The organism is Pseudoalteromonas distincta (assembly GCF_005877035.1).
Lineage (GTDB): Bacteria > Pseudomonadota > Gammaproteobacteria > Enterobacterales > Alteromonadaceae > Pseudoalteromonas > Pseudoalteromonas distincta.
The window spans coordinates 3210268-3233072 of record NZ_CP040558.1; the positions used below are offsets into that span (position 1 = coordinate 3210268).

The window sequence follows — 22805 nt, forward strand, 5'->3', positions numbered from 1 at the left end:
TCCACTATGTCAAAAACAAGCCCTAAGAACGAAAAAGCCGCTTTTAGTAGTTTATTACCTATTTTTGCTTTTATTAAACCGTATAAATGGATGGTAGTAGCGGCGCTTGCTGCCCTGTTAGTAACAGCAGGTGTTAACTTATCCTTAGGGCAAGGGGTTAAGTTTGTCATAGATCATGGCTTTATAGCTGGCTCTAAAGATCAGCTACAACAAGCTGTATTAGTGCTTATTGGTTTAATTAGTTTATTGGCCGTGGGCACCTTTAGCCGCTTTTATTTAATGTCGTGGATTGGCGAGCGAGTCAGTAACGATATTCGCAAAGCCGTGTTTAATCGCATTGTTACTTTGCACCCAAGCTACTTTGAAGAAAACCGCAGTGGTGAGCTTATGTCGCGTTTAACAACCGACACAACATTACTGCAATCAATTATTGGTTCATCATTTTCTATGGCGCTGCGCAGTGTACTTATGCTGGTTGGTGGACTTGCCATGCTGTTGTTTACTAATTTAAAACTTACTTTAGTGGTTGTTGCTTGTGTGCCGTTGGTACTTGTTCCTATGATGGTATTTGGTAAAAAGGTGCGCAAACTTGCAAGCTCCAGCCAAGATGCCATAGCCGATATAAGCACCTATGCCGGCGAGATCATTCAAAATATTAAAGTAGTGCAAAGCTATAGCCACGAAGAACAAGAGCAGCACGCTTTTGCACTTGAAACCGAAAAAGCCTTTAATGTGGCTAAAAGCCGCATTAAACAACGCTCGTTTTTAATTGCAGCGGTAATATTTTTAACTTTTAGTGCTATTAGCGCAATGCTGTGGGTCGGCGGCAGCGACGTATTAGCAGGTACCATGACTGGCGGTGAGCTAGGAGCCTTTGTGTTTTACGCTATTATGGTGGCAATGTCGGTGGCAACCGTTGCTGAAGTATATGGCGAACTACAACGCGCAGCAGGCGCAGCTGCAAGATTACTTGAGTTACTTGCTGTTAAAAGTGAGATAGAAAACCCACTAAATCCACAAGATAGTAACTTACTAAAAAATAGTAACAGCCCTGCTATTACGCTTGAGAATATAAGCTTTAACTACCCTTCTCGCCCAGACGTAAGCGCACTTAATAAAATAAGTTTAAATATACTTCAAGGCCAAACTGTGGCTATTGTTGGCCCTTCTGGCGCAGGTAAAACAACCTTATTTGAATTACTACAGCGCTTTTACGATCCGGCTAGCGGAGCCATCAAATTTAAAGATATAAACATTAAAGAATTATCGCTTAATACCCTCAGAGGTAAAATGGGTATGGTAGCGCAAAACCCTATCTTGTTTAGCTCCGATGTAATGCATAACATTCGCTACGGCAACCCAAATGCAAGTGACGAGCAAGTATATGCCGCTGCCAAACATGCTCATGCTGATGAATTTATTAAACAATTACCGCAAGGTTATAACAGTTTTTTAGGTGAGCAAGGTGTGAGGTTATCGGGTGGGCAAAAGCAACGTATTGTGCTTGCGCGTGCCATACTAAAAGACCCTGAAATACTTCTTCTTGATGAAGCCACCAGCGCACTCGATGCTCAAAGTGAGCACCATGTACAAGCAGCGCTTGAGCATTTAATGCAAAACCGCACCACGCTTATTATTGCCCATAGACTAGCAACGGTTAAACATGCCGATGTGATTGTAGTCATGGAAAATGGAGAGATTATAGCAACGGGTACCCACCAAGAATTAGTAGCAAGTAACCCGTTGTATCAAAAACTGTGTGAATTACAGTTTAATAAGGACTAATTATTCTTCAGTGTTTGGTACTATTTGAATTTCTACACGGCGGTTTTGAGCACGGCCATTTGCACTATCGTTAGTCGCAATTGGACGTGTTTCGCCATAACCCATAGTACTTACACGCTCAGCCATGATTTGCTGGTTCACTAAGTAGTTTTTAACGCTTTGAGCACGTTCACGCGATAGGTTCATGTTGTAGCTGTCTTTACCTGTGCTATCTGTATGGCCTTCAATACTTAGGTACGTTTTTTCGTATTTGTTCATCACTTTAGCAATAGCATCTAAGGTATCGTTAAAGCCAGACGAAATATAAGATTGGTCGGTCGCAAACGTAATATTAGATGGCATAACTAAACGCAAGTTATCGCCTTCACGTACAACTTCAACACCAGAGCCTGCAAGTTCATCACGAAATGCTTCTTCTTGCTTATCCATGTAGTTACCCACTGCAGCGCCAGCTAGTGCGCCGATAGCAGCGCCTATAAAAATACGCTTATCTTTATGGTTACTTGTTGCTTTACCTAATACGCCACCCGCTGCTGCGCCAATAGCCGCACCTTTGCCGGTGTTATTCATTTCACAACCAGAAAGTAATACAGCTACTACGGTTACGCTTAAAAGTGATTTAGTTAAAGTCATGGTGATACCCTATTCATTAAGAATTTAGCAAGAGTATGCAAATACATGTATGAACAAACTATGAAGAGAGTGTTAAAAGCAGCGCATCTTGCTTGATTGTTAAACAGACCTCAAACTAATGTGTCGTTTTAATAAAAATGTCATACTACGCTGTGACAATTTAATGAATTTTACAAAGGATATTGGCGCAATGTTAATTGCTATTTTTAGACAATTTTTTTTACTAGGGTGCATGAGTTTTGGTGGCCCCGCTGCGCATTTAGGCTATTTTAAGCGCCACTTTGTAGACTCGTTAAATTGGCTAACTAACACCCGTTACGCACAACTTATTAGTTTAAGCCAAGCATTACCAGGGCCAGGCTCTAGCCAAGTTAGTTTTGCTATTGGTGTTGAGCGTGCAGGAGTACTGGGTGGTATAGCTGCTTTTGTAGGCTTTACCTTGCCTTCGTTTTTAATAATGGTGCTGCTTGCGGTTAGTGCCCATCAGTTTGACGCTGTTTACTTTGCTATTATTGCAGGCTTAAAGTTATTTGCCGTTGTTATAGTCGCGGATGCAACACTTAGTATGGCTAAAAGCTTTTGTACAAGTGCTGCGCTTAAGTTACTTGCGATAATGAGTACACTTGCCTTGGTGTTATTTCCAATGATGGGAACTCAAATAGCGATTTTAATCACTGCTGCAACAGTAGGTGCTATATGGCCTTTATTAAAACTTGGCACAGTAGCAGAAGATGTTAGCAGTAAAAACAGTAATATTAATTGGATTGCACTGGGGTTATTTGCGCTCTTACTTGGGGTTAGCTTTATTCCACTAGGGCATGAGTTTGCTTTGTTTACCCCTTTTTACCAAGCGGGTGCAATGGTGTTTGGCGGCGGACACGTAGTACTGCCGGTACTTCAAGCTGGCGTACCAGCATTGAGTGATGATCAGTTTTTAAGTGCTTACGCGAGTGCACAGGCAGTGCCAGGGCCAATGTTTACTATTGCTACTTACTTAGGCGCACAACTTACTACCGAGCAGCCTTTAGTGGGTGCCCTTATAGCTACACTGCTTATATTTATGCCTGGTTTTTTACTTATACTGGCGTTTCAGAAGAGTTGGATTAATTTGGCAAGTAAGCCACGTTTTGCAAATTCAATAGCGGCGCTTAATGCAGCGGTAGTCGGTTTTTTAGCGGCCGCATTGTATTCACCAATTTGGACATCGGCTGTGCATAGCCTTTGGCAGGTTGCGTTAGTAATAATTACATTTGCATGGCTGCGATTTAAAAAGCCACCTATTTGGTGGCTCTTAGCTTTATTTATTGCTGTGGGTCTTTTGCAGCACTATTTGCCATCACTCTAAATGTTGGCTTATCTGTTTGTTGCTCGTTAGGAGGGCTTAATTGCCCACTCACACTTTGATATGCCCTAAGCCCAAACACTGGCAATACTGCAAGTAAATGGTCCATTATTTCGGCTTGTAGATGCTCGTACGAAATCCAGCGTTTGTCTTCACTAAAGCAATAAAACTCAATCGGTAACCCGTGGTTCATTGGTTGTAGCTCTCGTACCATTAACGTAAGCGACGTATTAATTTTACTGTGCTGCTTTAAATAGCCCTCAGCATAACGACGAAACAGCCCTAAATTAGAAACTTGAGCGGGTAATGTCGTCACTCGGATATAGTCATGAAGCGGAATAGCCGCATCTATTTGCTTTCTAAATTCATCACTTACTAAACAAATACTGTGCATATCTATATTAAGTGAACGTTTAATACGTCTACCGCCCGACTCTTGCATACCACGCCAGTTTTTAAACGAACCCGCAACTAGCATATAAGTTGGAATGGTTGTTATGGTGTTATCCCAGTTACGTACCTTTACAGTGTTTAAACCCAAATCAATTACTTCGCCATCGGCGCCGTAGTTTTCTACTTGAATCCAATCACCATAGGTTACTAGGCGATTTGCTGCGATTTGAATACTAGCTACAAAGCCTAAAATAGTGTCTTTAAATACTAATAACGTAACAGCAGCAATAGCACCAAAGCCAGAGAGAATATAAGTGGGTGACTTCTCAAGGAAAATACTTACAATTAAAATAGCACACACAATAAAGGTGATTAGCTTAACAACCTGAATTAAGCCCTGAATAGGGACTTCGCGTGCAAACTCCAATTGGTTATAAATAGAACCCGCAATACTTACAATACTGCTAAAAATAAAACCTACATGAATAATTAGTATAGCTTGGCCAACCGTTTTCAAAATTTCAGCGGTCAGCTCATTAACCGGATAAACACTGTCAAAGGTCGCCAAAAATAATACGCTGCAAAGCATACCTGCAATACGTCTATTAAGCTTATTAAGCATAGGCGACAACGAACCAATACGTTGAGGCGAAAGCTTAGTTACCACTTTTTGAATGCCTGGTAACATTAACCTACGAGTAAATAAGTAAACAATTAATAAAGAAAAAATCCCTATTGAAACTGCGGTAATAGAACTAAGAAAATCCGCATCGGGTACTTTTTCAAACCAAGGAGCGATTAACTCCTGTAGGTGGGTGTTGGTCATAGTGTTTCAATTTCCTTACTGATTTGTGGTTCAGGTAAATCTTGTTGAGCATAAATATCGGCAAGCTGCTGATCTTTCGCAACCCATAGCTCATTCACATAATGTTGAAAATTAGCTTTAAATACGTCATCGGTTTGATAGCTGCCCTGCATATTGTCATTAATGGGCGTTACGTCTATTGAAATATAAATAGAATCTAGCTCGCCTTTGAGTAAGTTCCGACAAACGTGATCTGTTTTACCGCTATACACTAAACTTGTATTTAGCATGGCATCAAATTGGTTGGCTAGCACTTCAAGCGCAAAAGCAATGCCACCCGCTTTGGGTTTTAATAAGTGCTTAAAAGGACTTTGCTGCAGATTATGCTTAGCTGGCGTAAAGCGTGTGCCTTCAACAAAATTAACGATGGTAGTAGGATAGTGACGAAAATTGCTACAGCTGTGCTTTGTGCGCTCTACATCCAACCCTTTCAACTTTGGGTTTTTAGCAAGCTGTGCTTTGCTTACCCGTTTCATAAACGGCATACCCATAGCCCACGCACCAGTGCCAATAAAAGGCACGTATTTTAATTCATCTTTTAAAAAAAACTTAGGGGCTGGCAATGCATGTAATGAGCTAAGCACGGTTATATCTAACCAACTCGTGTGATTACATATAAGTAAATACCAACTTTTTGAATTTAAATCGCCACTTATATCAACCACAATATTAGGACAACCTAGCCACAAGCCAAACCGATTGCCATTACACCACCCTCGATAAGCGCTATGCAATAAAGAGTTAACAACAGACAAAGGCAGTAATAACTTAATAAGCCCTAGTACAAATACTAGCGAACCAAAAAGCATTACATTAGAAAACAATACGCAGCCCACAATTAAGCCGTTAAGCCAATTTGGTAACCACTTTTTTAGCATAACTGTAAGCTCATATTTTTGCCTTTTATTTGGGATGTTTTTCGAGCGATTGTAATGTTTGCTCTTTATTTTCCCATAAACGATTTAGCTCGCTTTGAAAGCGCACTCTAAATTCAGAATCGCCGGTGTAGTCACCAATAAGCTCTTCGCTTACCGGCCTTACATCCACATGTACGTTGATATTTTTTACCTTACCACCTGCAAAATCCATGAATGTAGGAATGCCATCAGGGTAATGAATTGTAACGTTAACCACTTTAGTAATTTGCTCGCCCATTGCTTGCATTACAAAGGCAATACCGCCCGCTTTTGGTTTTAATAAATGTGGAAACGGGCTATTTTGGCGCGCGTGCTTTTGTGTAGTAAAACGAGTGCCTTCTACAAAGTTAACCACACTTACTGGCATTTCTTTAAATTTTTCGCAGGCTTTACGCGTGGTTTCTAAGTCTTTGCCACGCAGCTTTGGATTCTTTTTTAGTTGGCTTTTACTCGTGCGGGTCATAAACGGAAAATCAAGCGCCCACCAACACAAACCTAGAATAGGCACGTAAATAAGCTCTTTTTTCAAAAAGAAGTTTAAAAATGGAATTTTACGGTTAAACACGCGCTGCAATACTAAAATATCGACCCAGCTTTGGTGATTTGCAATTACTAGGTACCAATCCTTCAGTTTAAGTTCTTCAAGGCCAGTTACATTAAGTTTAGTTGGCGTAAATAACTTTTGATTTAAGCTATTAAAAGTCACCCAAATAGTTGCAAATTTCTTTGCAGCCCAGCTCATAATCTTTTGTAGAGGCTTAATAGGTATAAGCTTTATAAGCCCACAAACAAAAATAGGCACAAACCAAAAAAGTGTGTTTATTGTGTAAAAAATAATACTAAATACACCGCGAATAACTGACATTACTTCCATTCCTTTAAACATTGCGCAGCCACTAATACTGCGCTTTCAGTTGCTTACAAATTAATCTTCAAAATAGGTATAGCCTTCAAGGCCTGCATTAAGCTCAGCCAAGTAACCTTCTTTACACTGCGCTGATACATCAAGTTTATTAACTTGGTACGCAAAGTTGTCAGCTAAAATGGCGCTATCATAGTCAACAAACTTTAATACATCCTTAACGCTATCACCTTTTATGGCATTGGTTAACACATAACCTTCATCGTTAAGCTCTACATGCACTGAATCAGTGTCACCGAATAAGTTGTGTAAATCGCCTAAAATTTCTTGATATGCACCCACCATAAACATAGCAATGTGGTATTGCTCGCCGTGCTTATATTCTGGTATTGGTAGACTGGTTTCGATACCAGCGCCTTCAACGTATTCGCGGATTTGACCGTCAGAGTCACAGGTAATATCTTGAATAATCGCGCGCTGAGTCAATGGTTGAGTTAAGTTTTCGATTGGCATAACCGGAAACAACTGCTGAATACCCCATACATCAGGCAATGACTGAAATAATGAAAAGTTAACAAACAATTTATCGGCAAGCTTTTCGTTTAAATCGTCGAGGACTTCACGGTGCGCGCGCGCGTTATTACTAAGCGATGCACGTACACGATGTAAAATAGTAAAGTAAAGCTGCTCTATTTTCGCCCACTCTAGCATGCTTACTAAGCCATGCACGTACTGATCGTGCGCTTCGCTAAATAAGTGCATAGCGTCGTGATAAATCTCAAGTGCCATACGCGGGTTTAAACGCTGTAAACACTGCCACATTTCATCAAGCACTAACGCGCTATTTTCAAGCGGTGGCTCTGGATTTAAATGATTGGGCGCTTTTTCTACGTCAATTACATCGGTAATTAATACCGCATGGTGAGCGGTTAAAGCGCGCCCCGATTCGGTGATAATGGCCGGATGCGTAAGGTTATGCTGATCGCACACTTCTGCAAATGCATTCACTACATTACGCGCGTACTCTTCTACTGTGTAGTTCATTGAACACGCGCTGCGCGAGCCAGAGCCCTCGTAATCAACGCCTAAGCCGCCGCCTACATCAACGGTATTTAACGGTACGTTTAATTGCGTAAGCTCAGCAAAGTGGCGTGCGCATTCACGCAAAGCACGGTGAATATCACGAATGTTGGCAATTTGAGAACCAATATGAAAATGCACCATTTGCATTAAGTGCAGCTTATTATGCTTTTTCAGCACTTCAACAGCACTTAGTACTTGGCCTGCCGTTAAACCAAACTTGCCTTTTTCGCCACCCGTGTTTTGCCACTTGCCTTTGCCTACTGAGTTTAGGCGAATACGAATACCAATAGCAGGTTCAATGCCTAGGTTGTCTATTTCTTCAAGTAGTGTGGTCAGTTCTGAAAGCTTCTCTACCACAATTTTTACGCTGTGGCCCATGGCTTGACCAATACATGCTAAGCGTAAAAATTCACTGTCTTTATAGCCGTTACACACTATTGTGATTGGCTCTTTTGCTACGCCCAAAATAGCCATAAGTTCTGGCTTTGAGCCTGCTTCTAGGCCAACAAGCCCGCTTGGATGCGCTAATAGCTTACTTACTACAGAACGTTGCTGATTTACTTTTATTGGGTAAACACAGGTGTATTTACCGTTATATTCACGATTTGCTCGCGCTTGCGTAAACGCATTAGTAAGGGTGTCTACACGATTTTTTAAAATATCGGTAAAGCGTACTAAAACCGGCAACGTTAAACCTTGTTGTTTAAACTGCTCTGTTAATTGCGTTAAAGAAATGGCCGGTTTTGTTTGGTCGCCATCTGGGTAAGCCACCAGTTCGCCTTGTGCGTTAATATCAAAATAGCCATCACTCCAATGAGCAACGTTATAAGTGGCGCGTGCTGTTTCTAAACCCCAGGTCATGGCAACTCTTCTTTAGTCAATTAGGTATAAAGGCGCATTTTAATACGTCACTATCCACTAGGCTAACAAAAATTGAACTTTCACTCACTCCTAACTAACTTTATTCGTCAAATCAGTTAAAATGTCATTGAGCAAAACGCCAAGCACTGGCAGAATTGCCCCTTTTTCATACTCAACCTAAAAAGTGTAATAGTAACTATGGCAAATTTAGATCAAAGTAAGTGGTTTACTGAAATTAGCGACCGCGATGGCAGCGCATTTTCATTACGTATTAATAAAAAGTTAGATGAAAAACAGTCTCCTTTTCAAAAGGTAGAAATGTTTGAAACCACAGACTTTGGTAATTTAATGATCATCGACGGGTGTACTATGGTAACAACCCGCGAAAACTTCTTTTATCATGAGATGATCAGCCACCCTGCACTTTTAGCGCACCCAAACCCTAAAAACGTCGTTATTATTGGCGGCGGCGACTGCGGTACTTTACGCGAAGTATTAAAACACCCAGGCGTAGAAACTGTAACGCAAATAGATATAGACGAAGTAGTAACGCAGATGTCGTTAAAATACTTCCCAGAGCTTTGTGAATCTAACAACGACGCCCGTGCAACGGTTATGTTTGACGACGGTATTAAATACATGCGCGAAGCCGCTGGCGAATCTATCGACGTAGTGATTGTTGATGGCACAGATCCGGTAGGTCCAGGTGAGGGTTTATTTAACCATGCGTTTTACACAAGCTGTTTAGATGCACTGCGCCCAGGTGGTATTTTAGTACAACAAAGTGAATCGCCACTTATGCACATGCCATTATTAGTTGAAATGCGCGAAGCAATGCTAAGCGTAGGCTTTAACGATTTACAAACACTGCCATTCCCGCAACCAATTTACCCAAGCGGTTTATGGTCGGTAACACTTGCCCGTAAATCACAAGCATTTGACGGTTTTAGAGAAGACGGCGCAGCACAAATAGCTGAGCATAGCGAATACTACAACAGCGGTATTCATCATGGTGCACTCGCTACACCTAACTACATGAAACGCGCTTTTGATAAAAAATAATACTAATTCACTTTAGGCTTTGTTGACTTCTCAAGGTTAAAATTGCATTAAAAAAGGGACTTTTAAAGTCCCTTTTTATTTTTATAATGACTATTCAAACTGAACTCGAGCTAGCAAACAACATAAGTACAGTCATATTTCAAAACCTTAAAGAGCTATCTAACCAAATAATCAGTTTATTTAAACTTTAAATCGATGCACTAAGTGATTTAGCTCATCAGTCAATTGTTCCATTTTTTTAGATACATCCTCAGTAGTTCGAGCAAGCGCCCCCCCTTCTAAAGTTTGATCGTTTAATGATGATAGGTTTTGACTTATTTCATCTGCAACCGTTGTCTGCTCTTCAGTCGCTTGCGCTGTTTGCATCGCCATATCATTTACTTTAGTAGACGAGCTTTGCATTGCATTAAGCACATCATTAGTTTGACTAAACGAGCCAACCGCATCATCTGCAAATTGCTTACCTTCATCTATCGCTTTAATTGATTGTTCTACGCTCGTTGCAAATTGCTCTATCATTTTTTGAATATCGTTTGTGCTTACTTGCGTGCGTGTAGCCAATGTTCTTACTTCATCTGCTACCACAGCAAAACCTCTGCCATATTCACCAGCTCGCGCGGCTTCAATAGCAGCATTAAGCGCCAGCAGATTTGTTTGCTCTGCAATTGCACGAATAACCTCAAGTACTTTGGCAATGTTATCAGAACTTTGTTGTAGTTCTGTAGAGCGCGCCATAGCTTGCTCCATATTTTGCGACAAAGAAATAATACGAGAACTAGAGTGCGCAACCGCTGTTAGTCCTTGCTGAGCAAAATTTAACGATTTATCAGCTTCTGTTGATGATTGCTGAGCAACACCTGCAACTTCTCTACTTGCTACACTCATCTCATGCACTGCACTTACTATTGACTCAGAGGCTTGGCTGAGCGTTTGATTTACAGCATTGTTTTTATTTGCAACCTGACTTAACTCACCTCCTAATTCACTTAGCTCTTTTGATTGCTCTAAAATATCGCGAATTAATTGCTGTAAGTTGTCGAGAAAACGATTGAACTGCGTTGCAAGTTCAGAAAACTCATCTTTAGACGTTATAGCGATCCTGCCAGTTAAATCGCCATCACCAGAGGCTATATCGTTAATACGAGAAGTTACATAGTTAATTTGCTCTGTTAATTGCTTAGGAATAAGGTAACTAAACCAACACGCCACTAATAAAATTAATATGACAAAAATAAGCATAGTTAACTTAGTTGAAGCAATTGTGTCTGATAGTTTTTGAACTTCTTCGACCGATGTTTGCTCTGCTAATTCACCAGCTTGATCAAGCGTAGATCTTAATTCGTCAAATGCTTTTTCTGATTGAGACTGTTTTTTTAGATTTGTTTTATCATTCATATAGGCCAGTGAAGCGTTTAACCAAGTATTATAAGCACCATCAAAACCGCGAAGCCCATTTATAGCTTTTGGATAATCCGATAACAAAGCTAAGTACTGCTCTAACCTTTGCGTTACTTGCTCAGCATTTTCTTTATGCTCTTGCAAATAAGCTTCTTTATTGTCGTTATGTGCGACTAAATTTAACTCAGCAACCTTTGCTTGATACAAATCCCTGTCGGCACTCAAAGCAAGAGACACAGCCTTAATAAATTTATCGGATTGCACATCTAATGCATTTTTTTGTAAGTTAATTAAGTATGAATACCCAATAATTAACGACAAGATAGCAATACCTAAAATAACAATAGGAAAAGAGACTTTGACGCGGATACTATTCAAATTCATTACTTACTCCAAAAAAAATCACATTTAATACCTACCTTTTTGATAATAAATCTAGTTTATAAAACCTAAAATCGCCATTGAGCGTTTAGCATTATTTGCTGCTGCGAGATTCGTTCATTAAATCCAATTGGCTCTCTATTTTTTGCAACACTTTTAAGTGCAGAACCTTCAACCCCTATTTGTAGTTTATTAGTGAGCTGGTAGCGCCATGTTGCGGTTAAGCCTTCCCCATTACTTGCATTAGGGTCAAACGCGGTTGTGTCGTTATCTGTCACTTTAAAGTAATCGTAGCGTACTGAAACTCGATGCTTGCCTTCTTTATGGCTTAACATTAAATAATGACTGTAAAAGGCATTATCTATTAAAGCATTAGCGCCCATTTCGGTTTTACCATTGAGCACCTGTGCTATTAAACGTGTTTTATTATTAAACTTATAAAGCCAAGCGGCGCTAGTAAAGCGAGTATCCCAAGCATATTGCCCTGTACTAATATTAAGCGTGGTTGGGTCACCGTTATTGTTGTAATAATAAATTCGAAATTGTGATTTTTTTAAGTAATCCCAATGTACGCCAGCGTAATAGCCAAAACGCCCGTCTACTTCTTCAAACGGTAAAACCTGATTAGCTTGCCAGCGTAATTCATACGCATTTAATGCCGCTACAGGCGCAAATTTAACACTTTCGTTAAATGTAGTTTGCCTATCGTGTAATGCAAAACCACGCCACGCAAGCAAAGTACCTGCAGGATCATTGCCTTTAAATGTAGCACCTACAAAACTAAAGCTATGAGCGCTGTTGAAACGTTTTGCTGGGCGCTTAATAGTTACCTCTGCGCCAACAGTGCGTACTTCCTCGCCTATCCAGCTATTAATAGCTGAGTTTGTATAGTTATAAGGAGATGTCCACCCTATATCAGGGTTTTCAAGCGACATAAGTGGGTAAAAGCCCCCCACGCGCATGTGCCATTTATAGTTGCTGTTAGATAGCGGCTGATACTTTATATAAGCCTGCGTAAAACCAAGGCCAACATCAGGATCTTGATTCGCATTTAACACCCCATGAGCCGACCAACTAGATGCTAAATCAACATTAAAATCTAAAATACCTTGGGATAAAATAAGTTCGTCGCTTTTAGTATCGTGCCGATATAGCCCAAGGCCGCCCTCTTGGAAGCTACGTATATCGTCCCCCTGCACGGCTCTAATTTGTATCAAGCCTTTTACTTGTGCATACAATGCATTACTAAAACATAAAGCACCGGCTAAAAATGCCAGCCTCATTAAGCGATTAATAGTCATCAAATTCATCCGTAGCAAAGTCAATTTGCTCCGCAATTTCCTGCTTTACTTTATAAGTGATCGGGTTAGTAGCCACAGTAATAGTTTGAGATTCAACCTTACTAATATCACTAAACCCAGAATGCCAAACACTTAACGTGTATTCGCCTACATTAGCATTTAAATCAACATGACCATTTTCATCAGTGATTGCAAAAATAGTACTATCGACCACCACAATATAACCTAACATCCAATCATGAATATTACAGCCAAGCTCAACAACACCTGTTTGATCAAAAGTAATGGGCGCTTTTGGATGCTCCTTATATAGCTTTAATTCAAATGTTTTAGCTTTAGAAAATGAATAAACATGATGCATGATTGAGTCCGCATTCGGAAACTCTACCTTTGCATTTTGTGGGACAACTAAAATACGCGGCTTAAATTCTCGATTTTGCTGGGTCATCGCATAAGGTGCTTCTGGAGGAATAACGCTAGAGGAATCACCTGCAGTTAACCACACAACAGCATTAGGTAATGGGTCATTATTAGCATTTTTAATTGTAATATTTGCTGCAAAAACTCCAGTACTAACACTTAGTAAAAATACACAAAGTAAGCTTTTTATCATTTTCTTGTCGCTATTATCAATTTGTTTACATTATAGACCGATTAAGCCACCAAATTCTTTCTATTTTTTAAAACATTGAATACGTATGTAGGCAGTCGTATTAATCATCAACAGTCATTATCCTTAAATGTCACCACCGACTCATCTAAGGACACACCATGAGAATCCCTGCACTTGTGCTTTTAGCCTTTGCTAGTAATAGCTACGGACAAACCGTAGAGCTAAAATCGCCAGACACACAAATAACAGTAAGCATCTCTGACGAAAACAACACGCCAAGCTACGCAATAAAATTTAAAAACAAAGCGGTTATAAACAAGTCTTTACTGGGGTTTGAATTTAAAACACAAGCGGCCTTTAGCGACGGTTTTAAAATTAAAAACATTGAACAACAAAGCGTTAACTCTCAGTGGCAACAACCTTGGGGCGAACGCCAAAACGTTGTTGACGAATATAACGAAGTAGCCGTTACCTTTACAAAAAACGAGCCAAATAAAGGCGCCTACACTATTCGATTTAAAGCATTTGATAGTGGTGTAGGTTTTCGATACGAAGTACCACAACAAGCCGGGTTCGAACATACAGAAATAACCAAAGAGCTGACTGAATTTGCAATAAACAATAGCCATGATGCAACAGCATGGTGGATACCTGCTCGTGGCTGGAACCGCTACGAATATGTTTATAACACCACCGCGCTTAACGAAGCTCCACTAGCTCACACACCATTTACGTTTAAAACAAGTGACGGTACTCATATTAGTATTCATGAAGCCGCTCTTGTTGATTACGCGGGTATGGTGCTTAATCAGCGCCGTCCAGGCACATTTACAGCCGACTTAACCCCTTGGTCAGATGGTATTGCCGTTAAAAAGCAAGGCGCTTTTAAAACACCATGGCGCACCATTCAAATAGCCGACAGCGCTGTTGGCTTAGTTAATTCAGATATAATACTAAACCTAAACGAGCCTAATAAACTCGGTGACGTGTCGTGGGTTAAACCTGGCAAATACGTCGGTATTTGGTGGGGTATGCATATAAACACGCAAACTTGGGGTAGCGGTAAAAAACACGGCGCCACTACGCAAACCACAAAATACTATATGGATTTTGCAGCGCAGTATGGTTTTGATGGCGTACTCGTTGAAGGCTGGAATATTGGTTGGGATGGCGATTGGTATTTTAATGGCGATGTATTTAACTTTACCAAACCGTACGACGACTTTGATATAGCAGCGCTTGCTCAATACGGCAAAGAAAAAGGCGTACAGCTCATTGGCCACCATGAAACATCAGGCAATGTAAGCAACTACCGTGACCAAATGGAAGATGCTTTTGCCCTTTACGAAAAATCAAACGTAAGCCAAGTAAAAACAGGTTATGTAGCCGATGGCGGAAATATAAAACGTATAGACAAAAACGGTATTGCTCGCCACGAATGGCATGACGGCCAGTTTATGGTTAACGAATACCTTTATAACGTAAAACTTGCGGCTAAGCATAAAATTAGCATTAATACTCACGAGCCAATTAAAGATACAGGCCTGCGCCGTACTTATCCAAACTGGATTGCGCGCGAAGGTGCACGCGGACAAGAATATAATGCATGGGGTTCACCACCTAATCCACCAGAGCATTTACCAATGCTTGCTTTTACCCGCATGCTTGCAGGACCAATGGACTTTACGCCAGGTATTTTTGATATGAGCTTTAATGGTTTAGGAGGCGATACAAACCGCCCACAAACTACACTTGCCAAACAACTTGCACTTTATGTTGTTTTGTATAGCCCAATTCAAATGGCTGCCGACTTACCTAAAAACTATTTGGCTAAGCCCGATGCGTTTCAATTCATTCAAGACGTACCAACAGATTGGCAGCAAAGTATTGCTATTGATGGTGAAGTAGGCGACTTTATTGTATTCGCTCGTAAAGAACGTAAAAGCACTAAATACTCAGGAAACGATTGGTACCTAGGTGCTGTTACTGACGAGAAAGCCAGAACAATTGAAGTGAAACTCGACTTTTTAGAGCAAGGCAAAAAGTTTGAAGCACAAATTTATAAAGATGGTAAAAACGCAGAGTGGAAAAACAATCCGTACGATCTAGCTATCGAAAAACGTGTTGTAACTGCAAGCGATAAACTAACGCTTAAATTAGCCACTAGTGGCGGTACAGCTATTCGTTTTAAAGCACTTTAAAATAGAAATTAAAGGCCGCAGTAAAATATAGCGGCCTTTAATTTAGTTCTCTAAATTGCAACTAACTTCATCTTCGCGTCTGACAGCAGACAAGGCTGAAGCTACAATACCAGTGGGGACAGCTACGAGTCCAAGCCCAATCATTAAGATGAAAAAAGTAAAAAAACGTCCCCCAATAGTTATAGGGTAGATATCGCCATATCCAACTGTAGTTAATGTGGCAACTGACCACCAAAGGCTATCAAAAATTGATTTAAAAACCTCTGGCTGCGCAGTGTGCTCAAAATGATAAATACCTACAGCTGAAAGATATAATAAAACCAAACTCATCCCTGTAAAAATAACTAACTCTTCTTTTGCTAAGTAAATAGCCCTCGCAAATCGAAGTAAAGCAGTGTTATATCTTACTACCTTCAATACTCGAACTAATCTTAATAGCCTAATTAAGCGTAATGTCCTTAAATCTACAGCAAATGCTAGATAAAAAGGTAAAATAGCAACAAGATCCACAACTCCATAGAAGCTAAAAACAAAGTTTAGCCTGCGTTGCGATAAGGCAACCCTTGTTAAATATTCAAGAGTAAAAATTACAGCAATTAACAGTTCGGAGTACTTTAAAAATACTTTTGTTTCACTACTTAAGTCTGGCAATGTTTCAACTGAGAAACACAATACAGAAAATAAAATTAACCCGGAAATGACCCATACGAATATTGGTCTATCTAAAAATATTTTATCATCTTCCTTAACAACCACATTTATTCCTTGATATTAAAATTCAATAGTCTAAAAGCGCCTTTAGGTATTTTTTAAATTAATTCAAGACCTTTATTGGCAAATATACTTGTGCACTTAAACCGCCTTCTGGGCGGTTTTCTAGTTTTACTTTACCGTCGTGCATATCAACAATGCGTTTAATAATAGCAAGGCCTAAACCACTGCCTTCACTTCCGCGAGCTGCATCGCCTTGTTTAAAGGGCTCAAACACAGACTCTAGTTCGTTTTCAGGAATGCCGGGGCCATTATCGTTTACAGCGATAACTACATATTTTTTGTTTGAATTAAAGTAACTAAGTACTTCAATATCGCCCTCAGAATAACGCAGCGCATTACCAATCATGTTGGTAATTACACGTTTAATAGCCACAGAGCTTAAGGGTATATTGCCTATATTTGGATTACTTTTAAACGTAATAGTACGTTGATGCTGAAGCTCAGAATTAACAACCTCGGCAACTAAAGCATTTATATCTTCGCAGCTTAGTTCTTCACGTTTATGGTGGCGTAAATACTCAATAAACTGATCGATAATCCCGTTCATATCTTCTATATCGTAAATAATACCTTCACGAAGATAGTCATCTTCATCAACCATCATTTCGGTGGCTAAACGGATACGCGTAAGCGGCGTACGTAAATCATGCGATACACCAGCCATTAGTAAACGGCGGTCGTTTTCAAGTGCGGCAATTCCGCGCGACATTTGATTAAACGCACGCGTTACTTCTATTACTTCTGTTGAGCCTTCTTCTTCTAATTTGGTAGAAAAATCGCCTTTACCTACTTTAACTGCAGCTTGTTGCAGTGCTTTTAATGGCCTATTAAGGTGCCTTGCAAACAACCACCCACCCAGCACACTTAAAAAGCCAATACTTGATAAGTAAAAAGTTAAAAACTCTAAGTTATTCTCTTTAAAGCCTTTAAGCGGTACTTTTACCCAATAACCTGGCGCTTGCGGTGCTTCAACCCAATAAATCAATGGATCGGTTTGGCTAATACGTACACGAGAATAACCACCAAGTTGCTCAGTCATGCTACGCGATAGCATAGAATATTCGCGGCTTTGCCCAAGTCCTTGACGCATTGCTTCGCGCTGCGTCATTACTTCAATGCCGGTAATTTCAAAAAACTTCGCAGATACTTCGTCGTTTATTTCAACGCCATCTTCCCAGTCAATAAATACCGTTTTAATTTGCTTAGCAAGCATCAAGTTAACTTGCTCAATAGTTGGTTTTACAACATAAAAACTAACCGTAACATAAGACACTATTTGATTTATTAGCAACAAAGCCGCCACTAAAAAAACAGTTTGCCCAAAAGCACTGCGCGGAAACATGCCCATAAATATTACTTTTCACCATCGGGAACAAACACATAGCCCAAACCCCAAACGGTTTGAATATATCGCGGATTAGCAGCATCTACTTCAATCATGCGGCGAAGCCGCGATACTTGCACATCAATACTTCGCTCAAGCGCACTGTAATCACGTCCACGCGCCAAGTTCATTAGCTTATCGCGGCTAAGTGGCTCACGCGGATGCGAAACAAGCGCTTTAAGCACTGCAAACTCACCACTGGTAAGCGATATTGTTTTATCCCCTTCACTCATTTCGCGCGTTGCTAAATTAAGCGTAAATTTACCAAAAGCGATTAAGTTTTCTTCAGCAGCTGGAGCACCTGGCACTTCTTTTGCGCGGCGGCGCAAAATTGCTTTTATACGAGCAAGTAGCTCACGTGGATTAAATGGTTTTGGAATGTAATCGTCAGCGCCAAGTTCAAGGCCAATAATACGGTCTACTTCGTCGCCCTTTGCTGTAAGCATAACAATAGGAATTTCATTTTCTTTTTGGCGTAGTCGGCGGCAAATAGATAAGCCATCCTCGCCTGGGAGCATTAAATCGAGAACCATTAAGTGAAAGTTTTCTCGCTCTAGGAGTCTATCCATTTGCTCCGAGTTTCCTGCGGTTCTAACAATAAAGCCTTGCTCTACTAAGTAACGTTCAAGCAAACTGCGTAAGCGCATATCGTCATCAACAACTAATACTTTTGTGGTCTCGTGTCCCATAATCTCTTTCTTATTTTTATATCCAATTACTAGTTAATATAAATGAAAAACTTAATAATCAAAAACTAATTACTTGCTTAGATTGTTACTGAACATTTCAAAGCTTCCTTACTCGTACTTTATTACATTTTACGCTCGACAAGTTTTGGCAAATTTAATAACGTGCACACCATTAGAGTTAATAAAGAATTGGCCATGAAAACAAATTTAGTTACCCGCGAAGGTTACTTGCAATTACAACAAGAACACGATCAACTATGGAACGTAAAACGCCCAGAAGTAACAAAAATAGTTAGCTGGGCAGCCAGCCTCGGAGATCGCTCTGAGAACGCAGACTATCAGTATAATAAGCGTTTACTGCGCCAAATTGACCGCCGGGTACGCTACTTACGCAAACGCATACCTGATTTAAAAATTATTGACTACTCTCCCGTGCAAGATGGAAAAGTATTTTTTGGTGCATGGGTTGAAATTGAAAACGAAGAAGGTGAAGTTAAAAAGTTCAGAATTGTAGGTCCTGATGAAATTTACGACCGCAAAGATTACATATCAATAGACTCACCTATGGCGCGTGCGTTGATTAAAAAACAAGTAGATGACGAATTTGAAGTGACCACTCCTCAGGGAAAAAAGCAGTGGTATGTAAACAGTATCGATTACCAAAAAAAGAAATAAAAAGTTTTGATTCAGATCATGTTAACTTTTGATTGTGTAAATTAAAGCAATAAGCTATAACTGAATTATTCAAGTTGATTTGTTTAATTTGAAAGCAGTTAATTAAGGTCGTGATTATGTCAAACATGGTACAGCGCATATTTAGTAATGCCGTATTGTTTGCACTTTTAATGAGTGTAAGTTTGACGCTGCATGCCAGTAACACTGACGTAAACCTTGATAACGCTAAACTATCTAATCACTTTATTACTTGTGATATTCCTGACCAAGCAAACCTCGATTTTGACGTGGACTCTCACGTTAACACTATTACCTTTAGGTCGCCTCAACCACTTCCTAATGTCGTAGATTCTTTTTATAAGAGCACTAATCTAAACAGACCTTTTAGCACTGCATACCAACGCGGACCACCTAGCTATTTAATTTAATTCATTATTTTACAACTTAATTAAATTTTATAACTACTAAGGTGACTACTATGTCTAACTTTAAAGAATTACGTACCCAAAATATTTCTCATGGCGTTATTGCTAGCACATTTGCAGATGATCAACCATTAATCGATTTATCTTCTCCAGCGCTAAAAATGGTGAATAACTTTACTCAAAAAACACCTATTCGTGCAGAGCATGGAACAACGATTACAGAGGCACTTAAACAAGTAAGTGCACAACAATCTGACTTTGTTTTAGTAACAGATGAACACCAAAAATTAATTGGCCTAGTTTCTAGCGCCGATTTACAAAGCTCTAAAATTACTATTATTGCAGAGCGCTTAAATATGCAACGAAGCGAAGTAAGCTTACGTGACATTATGACACCAGTTAACCGCCTTACAGGTGTAAGTATGCAAAGCTTAAGCTACGCATGCATTGGTGATGCGCTGCAAACGATGGAGCATCAGGGCACAATGTTTTTATTAGTTACAACAGCGAGTAACGAAATTTGTGGTTTAATTTCAGCTCGCCAAATAGCTAAAACATTACATATTCCTGTACATATCTCACCTATTGCTCACTCTTTCAGTGAAGTATTAGAAAACATTGAGCACCCTCACTAGGGCGCTCTTTTAGTTGAATTGATTTACTCCCGACCCAACCATCTTAAAGCAAGTAAAATAGCTTGCTTTAAGAGCTTTTCATTACTACCTCCTGTGATATTATTCAAGCAATTAACAGCGCCAGTAACACGCTTCTGGTCTTATTTTATTGTATAAAAAGGTTTTTGCATGAGCGATATCTCTGCACGTTTAGCCGGTGAGTTAAACGCACAGCAGCAACAGGTTGTTGCTGCAACAAAGTTACTTGATGAAGGCGCAACTGTTCCTTTTATTGCCCGCTACAGAAAAGAAGTTACAGGCGGCCTAGACGACACCCAATTACGCCTTTTAGAGCAGCGTTTATCGTATTTACGTGAACTAGAAGAGCGCCGTAGTTTTATTTTATCGACAATCGAATCGCAAAATAAATTAACGCCAGAGCTAAGTGCCGATATAACTAATGCACAAAGTAAAACAGAACTTGAAGATTTATACCTACCATATAAAGCTAAGCGCCGCACTAAAGGTCAAATAGCAATTGAAGCTGGTTTAGAGCCTCTTGCGGATGCACTATTTAAAGATGCTAACCTTGACCCAGAGCAACAAGCAGAGCAGTTTGTAAATGCTGAAAAAGGTTTTGCAGATACAAAAGCGGTACTTGAAGGCGCTAAATTCATCTTAATGGAACGCTTTGCTGAAGACGCAAAATTACTTGCTAAATTTAGAAGCCACATTAGCCAAAATGGCGCAATTGAAAGTACTGTGATCAAAGGCCAAGAGCAAGCCGGTGCAAAATACCGTGATTACTTTGAGCATCAAGAACTTCTTAAAAAAGTACCTTCTCACCGTGCGCTTGCAATGCTTAGAGCCCGAAATGAAGGTGTACTTCAGTTAAGTATAAACCCAGAGCCTAGTGCTGAAAATTCAGCACAATTATGTGCAAACATGATTGCAGAGCATTACCGTTTAGATATTAAATATAAAGCGGCAAGTCCTTGGTTATTAAACGTTGTTCAATGGGCGTGGAAAGTTAAGCTAGGGTTACACCTAGAGAATGAGTTTTTTGCAGCAATGCGCGAAAAAGCAGAAGCCGGTGCAATAGATGTATTTGCTAAAAACTTAAAAGACTTATTAATGGCTGCACCTGCAGGCCCTCGTACTACTTTAGGTCTTGATCCAGGCCTTCGTACTGGCTGTAAGATTGCCGTTGTTGATAGCACTGGTAAATTACTAGCTACACAAACTATTTTCCCTCATGCACCACAAAATCATTGGGATAAATCAGTGCGTACGTTAGAGCAACTTTGCCGTCAGCATAAAGTTGAGCTAATTGCGATTGGTAACGGTACTGCATCACGCGAATCAGATAAGTTGGTTGCTGAGCTTATCAAAGCAAACAGCGAACTTAAACTTAGTAAAATTATGGTTAGCGAAGCAGGTGCATCTGTTTACTCAGCTTCTGAATTTGCAGCTAACGAATTTCCAGATTTAGATGTTTCTATACGAGGGGCTGTCTCTATTGCACGCCGCCTTCAAGATCCTCTTGCTGAACTTGTTAAAATTGAGCCAAAATCAATTGGTGTTGGCCAATACCAACATGATGTATCGCAAAGCCAATTAGGCCAGAGCCTTATTTCAGTAGTTGAAGACTGTGTAAACTCAGTAGGCGTAGATTTAAACATGGCCTCGGTACCACTACTTACACGCGTATCTGGTTTAAACAAAACATTAGCGCAAAATATCGTTAATTATCGCGATGCTAACGGCACATTTACTAAACGTAGTGAGCTTAAAAAGGTTGAACGTTTAGGGCCAAAAGCATTTGAACAAGCGGCTGGTTTTTTACGTATTAACAATGGTAGCGATCCACTAGATAACTCATCAGTTCACCCTGAAGCTTATCCTGTTGTTAAACGCATTTGTGAACGCAATAGCGTAGATGTCAGTAACCTAATTGGTAACAGCGACTTTTTAACTAAACTTGCTGCTAACGATTACACTGACGAAAAGTTTGGCTTACCAACCGTTACCGACATTATTACTGAGCTTGATAAACCTGGTCGAGATCCTCGACCTGAATTTAAAACAGCTGAGTTTAAAGCCGGTGTTGAAAAAATTAGTGACCTAAAACCAGGTATGATTTTAGAAGGCGTGGTTTCAAACGTTGCTAATTTTGGTGCGTTTGTTGATGTAGGTGTTCACCAAGATGGTTTAGTGCATATTTCAGCAATCACGAATAAATTTATATCAGATCCGCGTGAAGTTGTTAAAGCTGGTGATATTGTAAAGGTTAAAGTTGTTGAAGTAGACGCTGCACGTAAACGCATAAGCTTTACTATGCGCTTAGATGACGATATTGACACAAGTAATAAGTCAGCAGCTCCAGCTACGCAAAAGCCACAAGCACGTGCTAATAATTCGCAACCTCGCGCTGCAAAGCCTAAACGTGACAACGGTAATGCGTTAATGGGTAATGCATTTGCCGATGCGTTCGCTAATGCTAAAGTGAAAAAATAATACTTGTACAGCTAAGCTAAAACGAAAAAA

General features: G+C 40.0%; 19 protein-coding genes. 8 read left to right on the forward strand and 11 right to left on the reverse strand.

Features of this window, described 5'->3' with window-relative positions; genetic code table 11:
* The first annotated feature begins 6 nt into the window (after positions 1–6).
* A complete protein-coding gene (locus tag FFU37_RS14425; RefSeq protein ID WP_138489771.1) occupies positions 7–1785 on the forward strand; it encodes an ABC transporter transmembrane domain-containing protein in 1779 nt (592 codons plus the stop codon).
* Here the strand turns inward: FFU37_RS14425 and FFU37_RS14430 are convergent, their stop codons facing one another.
* The gene (locus FFU37_RS14430) at positions 1786–2418 is read right to left on the reverse strand and encodes a YiaD family glycine zipper/OmpA-like lipoprotein (protein WP_002959537.1); all 633 of its coding nucleotides are present in this window, start codon (positions 2416–2418) and stop codon (positions 1786–1788) included.
* 190 nt (positions 2419–2608) lie between these two features.
* Here FFU37_RS14430 and chrA point away from each other — a divergent pair, with 190 nt between their 5' ends.
* The gene (gene chrA / locus FFU37_RS14435) at positions 2609–3763 is read left to right on the forward strand and encodes a chromate efflux transporter (RefSeq protein WP_039490510.1); all 1155 of its coding nucleotides are present in this window, start codon (positions 2609–2611) and stop codon (positions 3761–3763) included.
* Here the strand turns inward: chrA and FFU37_RS14440 are convergent.
* From FFU37_RS14440 to speA, 4 genes are read right to left on the reverse strand one after another with little or no spacing between them, the layout of a single operon-like run.
* Positions 3720–4979 carry a mechanosensitive ion channel family protein gene (locus FFU37_RS14440; RefSeq protein ID WP_039490513.1) on the reverse strand — a complete coding sequence of 420 codons (1260 nt, stop codon included), beginning with the start codon at positions 4977–4979 and terminating at the stop codon, positions 3720–3722. The two genes, chrA and FFU37_RS14440, sit on opposite strands and share 44 nt — an antisense overlap.
* Positions 4976–5896, reverse strand: a complete 921-nt coding sequence (gene yihG / locus FFU37_RS14445; protein WP_138489772.1) for a 1-acylglycerol-3-phosphate O-acyltransferase, YihG family — start codon at positions 5894–5896, stop codon at positions 4976–4978. The genes FFU37_RS14440 and yihG (FFU37_RS14445) overlap by 4 nt, the downstream gene beginning before the upstream one ends.
* Positions 5897–5921: 25 nt before the next feature.
* Positions 5922–6800 (reverse strand): 1-acylglycerol-3-phosphate O-acyltransferase, YihG family, encoded by an 879-nt coding sequence (gene yihG, locus FFU37_RS14450; protein WP_002959542.1) that lies wholly within the window; start codon positions 6798–6800, stop codon positions 5922–5924.
* A 60-nt stretch (positions 6801–6860) separates the two neighbouring features.
* Positions 6861–8741, reverse strand: a complete 1881-nt coding sequence (speA, locus tag FFU37_RS14455; RefSeq protein WP_002959544.1) for a biosynthetic arginine decarboxylase — start codon at positions 8739–8741, stop codon at positions 6861–6863.
* Between the two features lie 198 nt (positions 8742–8939).
* Between speA and speE the strand changes: the two genes are divergently transcribed.
* Positions 8940–9803, forward strand: coding sequence for a polyamine aminopropyltransferase (gene speE / locus FFU37_RS14460; RefSeq protein ID WP_010554937.1), 864 nt, complete (start codon positions 8940–8942; stop codon positions 9801–9803).
* A gap of 180 nt (positions 9804–9983) precedes the next feature.
* Here speE and FFU37_RS14465 read toward each other — a convergent pair whose 3' ends face one another.
* The 3 genes from FFU37_RS14465 to FFU37_RS14475 all read right to left on the reverse strand — a co-directional run bounded on the left by FFU37_RS14465 (position 9984) and on the right by FFU37_RS14475 (position 13496).
* Positions 9984–11585 (reverse strand): methyl-accepting chemotaxis protein, encoded by a 1602-nt coding sequence (locus FFU37_RS14465; RefSeq protein ID WP_138489773.1) that lies wholly within the window; start codon positions 11583–11585, stop codon positions 9984–9986.
* Between the two features lie 65 nt (positions 11586–11650).
* Complete coding sequence (locus FFU37_RS14470) at positions 11651–12883, reverse strand: hypothetical protein (protein WP_138489774.1); 1233 nt, start codon at positions 12881–12883, stop codon at positions 11651–11653.
* The gene (locus FFU37_RS14475) at positions 12873–13496 is read right to left on the reverse strand and encodes a cupredoxin domain-containing protein (RefSeq protein WP_039490518.1); all 624 of its coding nucleotides are present in this window, start codon (positions 13494–13496) and stop codon (positions 12873–12875) included. Before FFU37_RS14475 ends, FFU37_RS14470 begins: the two co-directional genes overlap by 11 nt.
* A 158-nt stretch (positions 13497–13654) precedes the next feature.
* Between FFU37_RS14475 and FFU37_RS14480 the strand changes: the two genes are divergently transcribed.
* The gene (locus tag FFU37_RS14480; protein WP_138489775.1) at positions 13655–15697 is read left to right on the forward strand and encodes a glycoside hydrolase family 97 protein; all 2043 of its coding nucleotides are present in this window, start codon (positions 13655–13657) and stop codon (positions 15695–15697) included.
* 42 nt (positions 15698–15739) lie between these two features.
* On the opposite strand, the gene FFU37_RS14485 is transcribed toward FFU37_RS14480, so the two are convergent.
* Genes FFU37_RS14485 through ompR form a run of 3 tightly spaced genes read right to left on the reverse strand, consistent with a single transcriptional unit; the run spans position 15740 to position 18544 of the window.
* Positions 15740–16453, reverse strand: a complete 714-nt coding sequence (locus FFU37_RS14485; protein WP_024594282.1) for an ion transporter — start codon at positions 16451–16453, stop codon at positions 15740–15742.
* Positions 16454–16511: 58 nt separating this feature from the next.
* Positions 16512–17819 (reverse strand): two-component system sensor histidine kinase EnvZ, encoded by a 1308-nt coding sequence (gene envZ / locus FFU37_RS14490; RefSeq protein WP_138489776.1) that lies wholly within the window; start codon positions 17817–17819, stop codon positions 16512–16514.
* 5 nt (positions 17820–17824) lie between these two features.
* Positions 17825–18544: an osmolarity response regulator transcription factor OmpR gene (ompR, locus tag FFU37_RS14495; RefSeq protein WP_002959552.1), complete on the reverse strand. Its 720-nt coding sequence runs from the start codon at positions 18542–18544 to the stop codon at positions 17825–17827.
* Positions 18545–18739: 195 nt separating this feature from the next.
* Here ompR and greB point away from each other — a divergent pair, with 195 nt between their 5' ends.
* From greB to FFU37_RS14515, 4 genes are all read left to right on the forward strand, one after another.
* A complete protein-coding gene (gene greB, locus FFU37_RS14500) occupies positions 18740–19219 on the forward strand; it encodes a transcription elongation factor GreB (RefSeq protein ID WP_002959554.1) in 480 nt (159 codons plus the stop codon).
* Positions 19220–19335: 116 nt separating this feature from the next.
* Positions 19336–19647 (forward strand): hypothetical protein, encoded by a 312-nt coding sequence (locus tag FFU37_RS14505; RefSeq protein ID WP_138489777.1) that lies wholly within the window; start codon positions 19336–19338, stop codon positions 19645–19647.
* Positions 19648–19697: 50 nt separating this feature from the next.
* Positions 19698–20279 (forward strand): CBS domain-containing protein, encoded by a 582-nt coding sequence (locus FFU37_RS14510; protein ID WP_002959556.1) that lies wholly within the window; start codon positions 19698–19700, stop codon positions 20277–20279.
* A gap of 168 nt (positions 20280–20447) precedes the next feature.
* Complete coding sequence (locus FFU37_RS14515; protein ID WP_138489778.1) at positions 20448–22775, forward strand: Tex family protein; 2328 nt, start codon at positions 20448–20450, stop codon at positions 22773–22775.
* The last annotated feature ends 30 nt before the right edge of the window (positions 22776–22805 follow it).

Coding starts and splice junctions, on each gene's coding strand:
- FFU37_RS14425 (WP_138489771.1), top strand. CDS start 7: ATGTCAAAAACAAGCCCTAAGAACGAAAAAGCCGCTTTTAGTAGTTTA.
- FFU37_RS14430 (WP_002959537.1), bottom strand. CDS start 2,418: ATGACTTTAACTAAATCACTTTTAAGCGTAACCGTAGTAGCTGTATTA.
- chrA (WP_039490510.1), top strand. CDS start 2,609: ATGTTAATTGCTATTTTTAGACAATTTTTTTTACTAGGGTGCATGAGT.
- FFU37_RS14440 (WP_039490513.1), bottom strand. CDS start 4,979: ATGACCAACACCCACCTACAGGAGTTAATCGCTCCTTGGTTTGAAAAA.
- yihG (WP_138489772.1), bottom strand. CDS start 5,896: ATGCTAAAAAAGTGGTTACCAAATTGGCTTAACGGCTTAATTGTGGGC.
- yihG (WP_002959542.1), bottom strand. CDS start 6,800: ATGTCAGTTATTCGCGGTGTATTTAGTATTATTTTTTACACAATAAAC.
- speA (WP_002959544.1), bottom strand. CDS start 8,741: ATGACCTGGGGTTTAGAAACAGCACGCGCCACTTATAACGTTGCTCAT.
- speE (WP_010554937.1), top strand. CDS start 8,940: ATGGCAAATTTAGATCAAAGTAAGTGGTTTACTGAAATTAGCGACCGC.
- FFU37_RS14465 (WP_138489773.1), bottom strand. CDS start 11,585: ATGAATTTGAATAGTATCCGCGTCAAAGTCTCTTTTCCTATTGTTATT.
- FFU37_RS14470 (WP_138489774.1), bottom strand. CDS start 12,883: ATGACTATTAATCGCTTAATGAGGCTGGCATTTTTAGCCGGTGCTTTA.
- FFU37_RS14475 (WP_039490518.1), bottom strand. CDS start 13,496: ATGATAAAAAGCTTACTTTGTGTATTTTTACTAAGTGTTAGTACTGGA.
- FFU37_RS14480 (WP_138489775.1), top strand. CDS start 13,655: ATGAGAATCCCTGCACTTGTGCTTTTAGCCTTTGCTAGTAATAGCTAC.
- envZ (WP_138489776.1), bottom strand. CDS start 17,819: ATGGGCATGTTTCCGCGCAGTGCTTTTGGGCAAACTGTTTTTTTAGTG.
- ompR (WP_002959552.1), bottom strand. CDS start 18,544: ATGGGACACGAGACCACAAAAGTATTAGTTGTTGATGACGATATGCGC.
- greB (WP_002959554.1), top strand. CDS start 18,740: ATGAAAACAAATTTAGTTACCCGCGAAGGTTACTTGCAATTACAACAA.
- FFU37_RS14505 (WP_138489777.1), top strand. CDS start 19,336: ATGTCAAACATGGTACAGCGCATATTTAGTAATGCCGTATTGTTTGCA.
- FFU37_RS14510 (WP_002959556.1), top strand. CDS start 19,698: ATGTCTAACTTTAAAGAATTACGTACCCAAAATATTTCTCATGGCGTT.
- FFU37_RS14515 (WP_138489778.1), top strand. CDS start 20,448: ATGAGCGATATCTCTGCACGTTTAGCCGGTGAGTTAAACGCACAGCAG.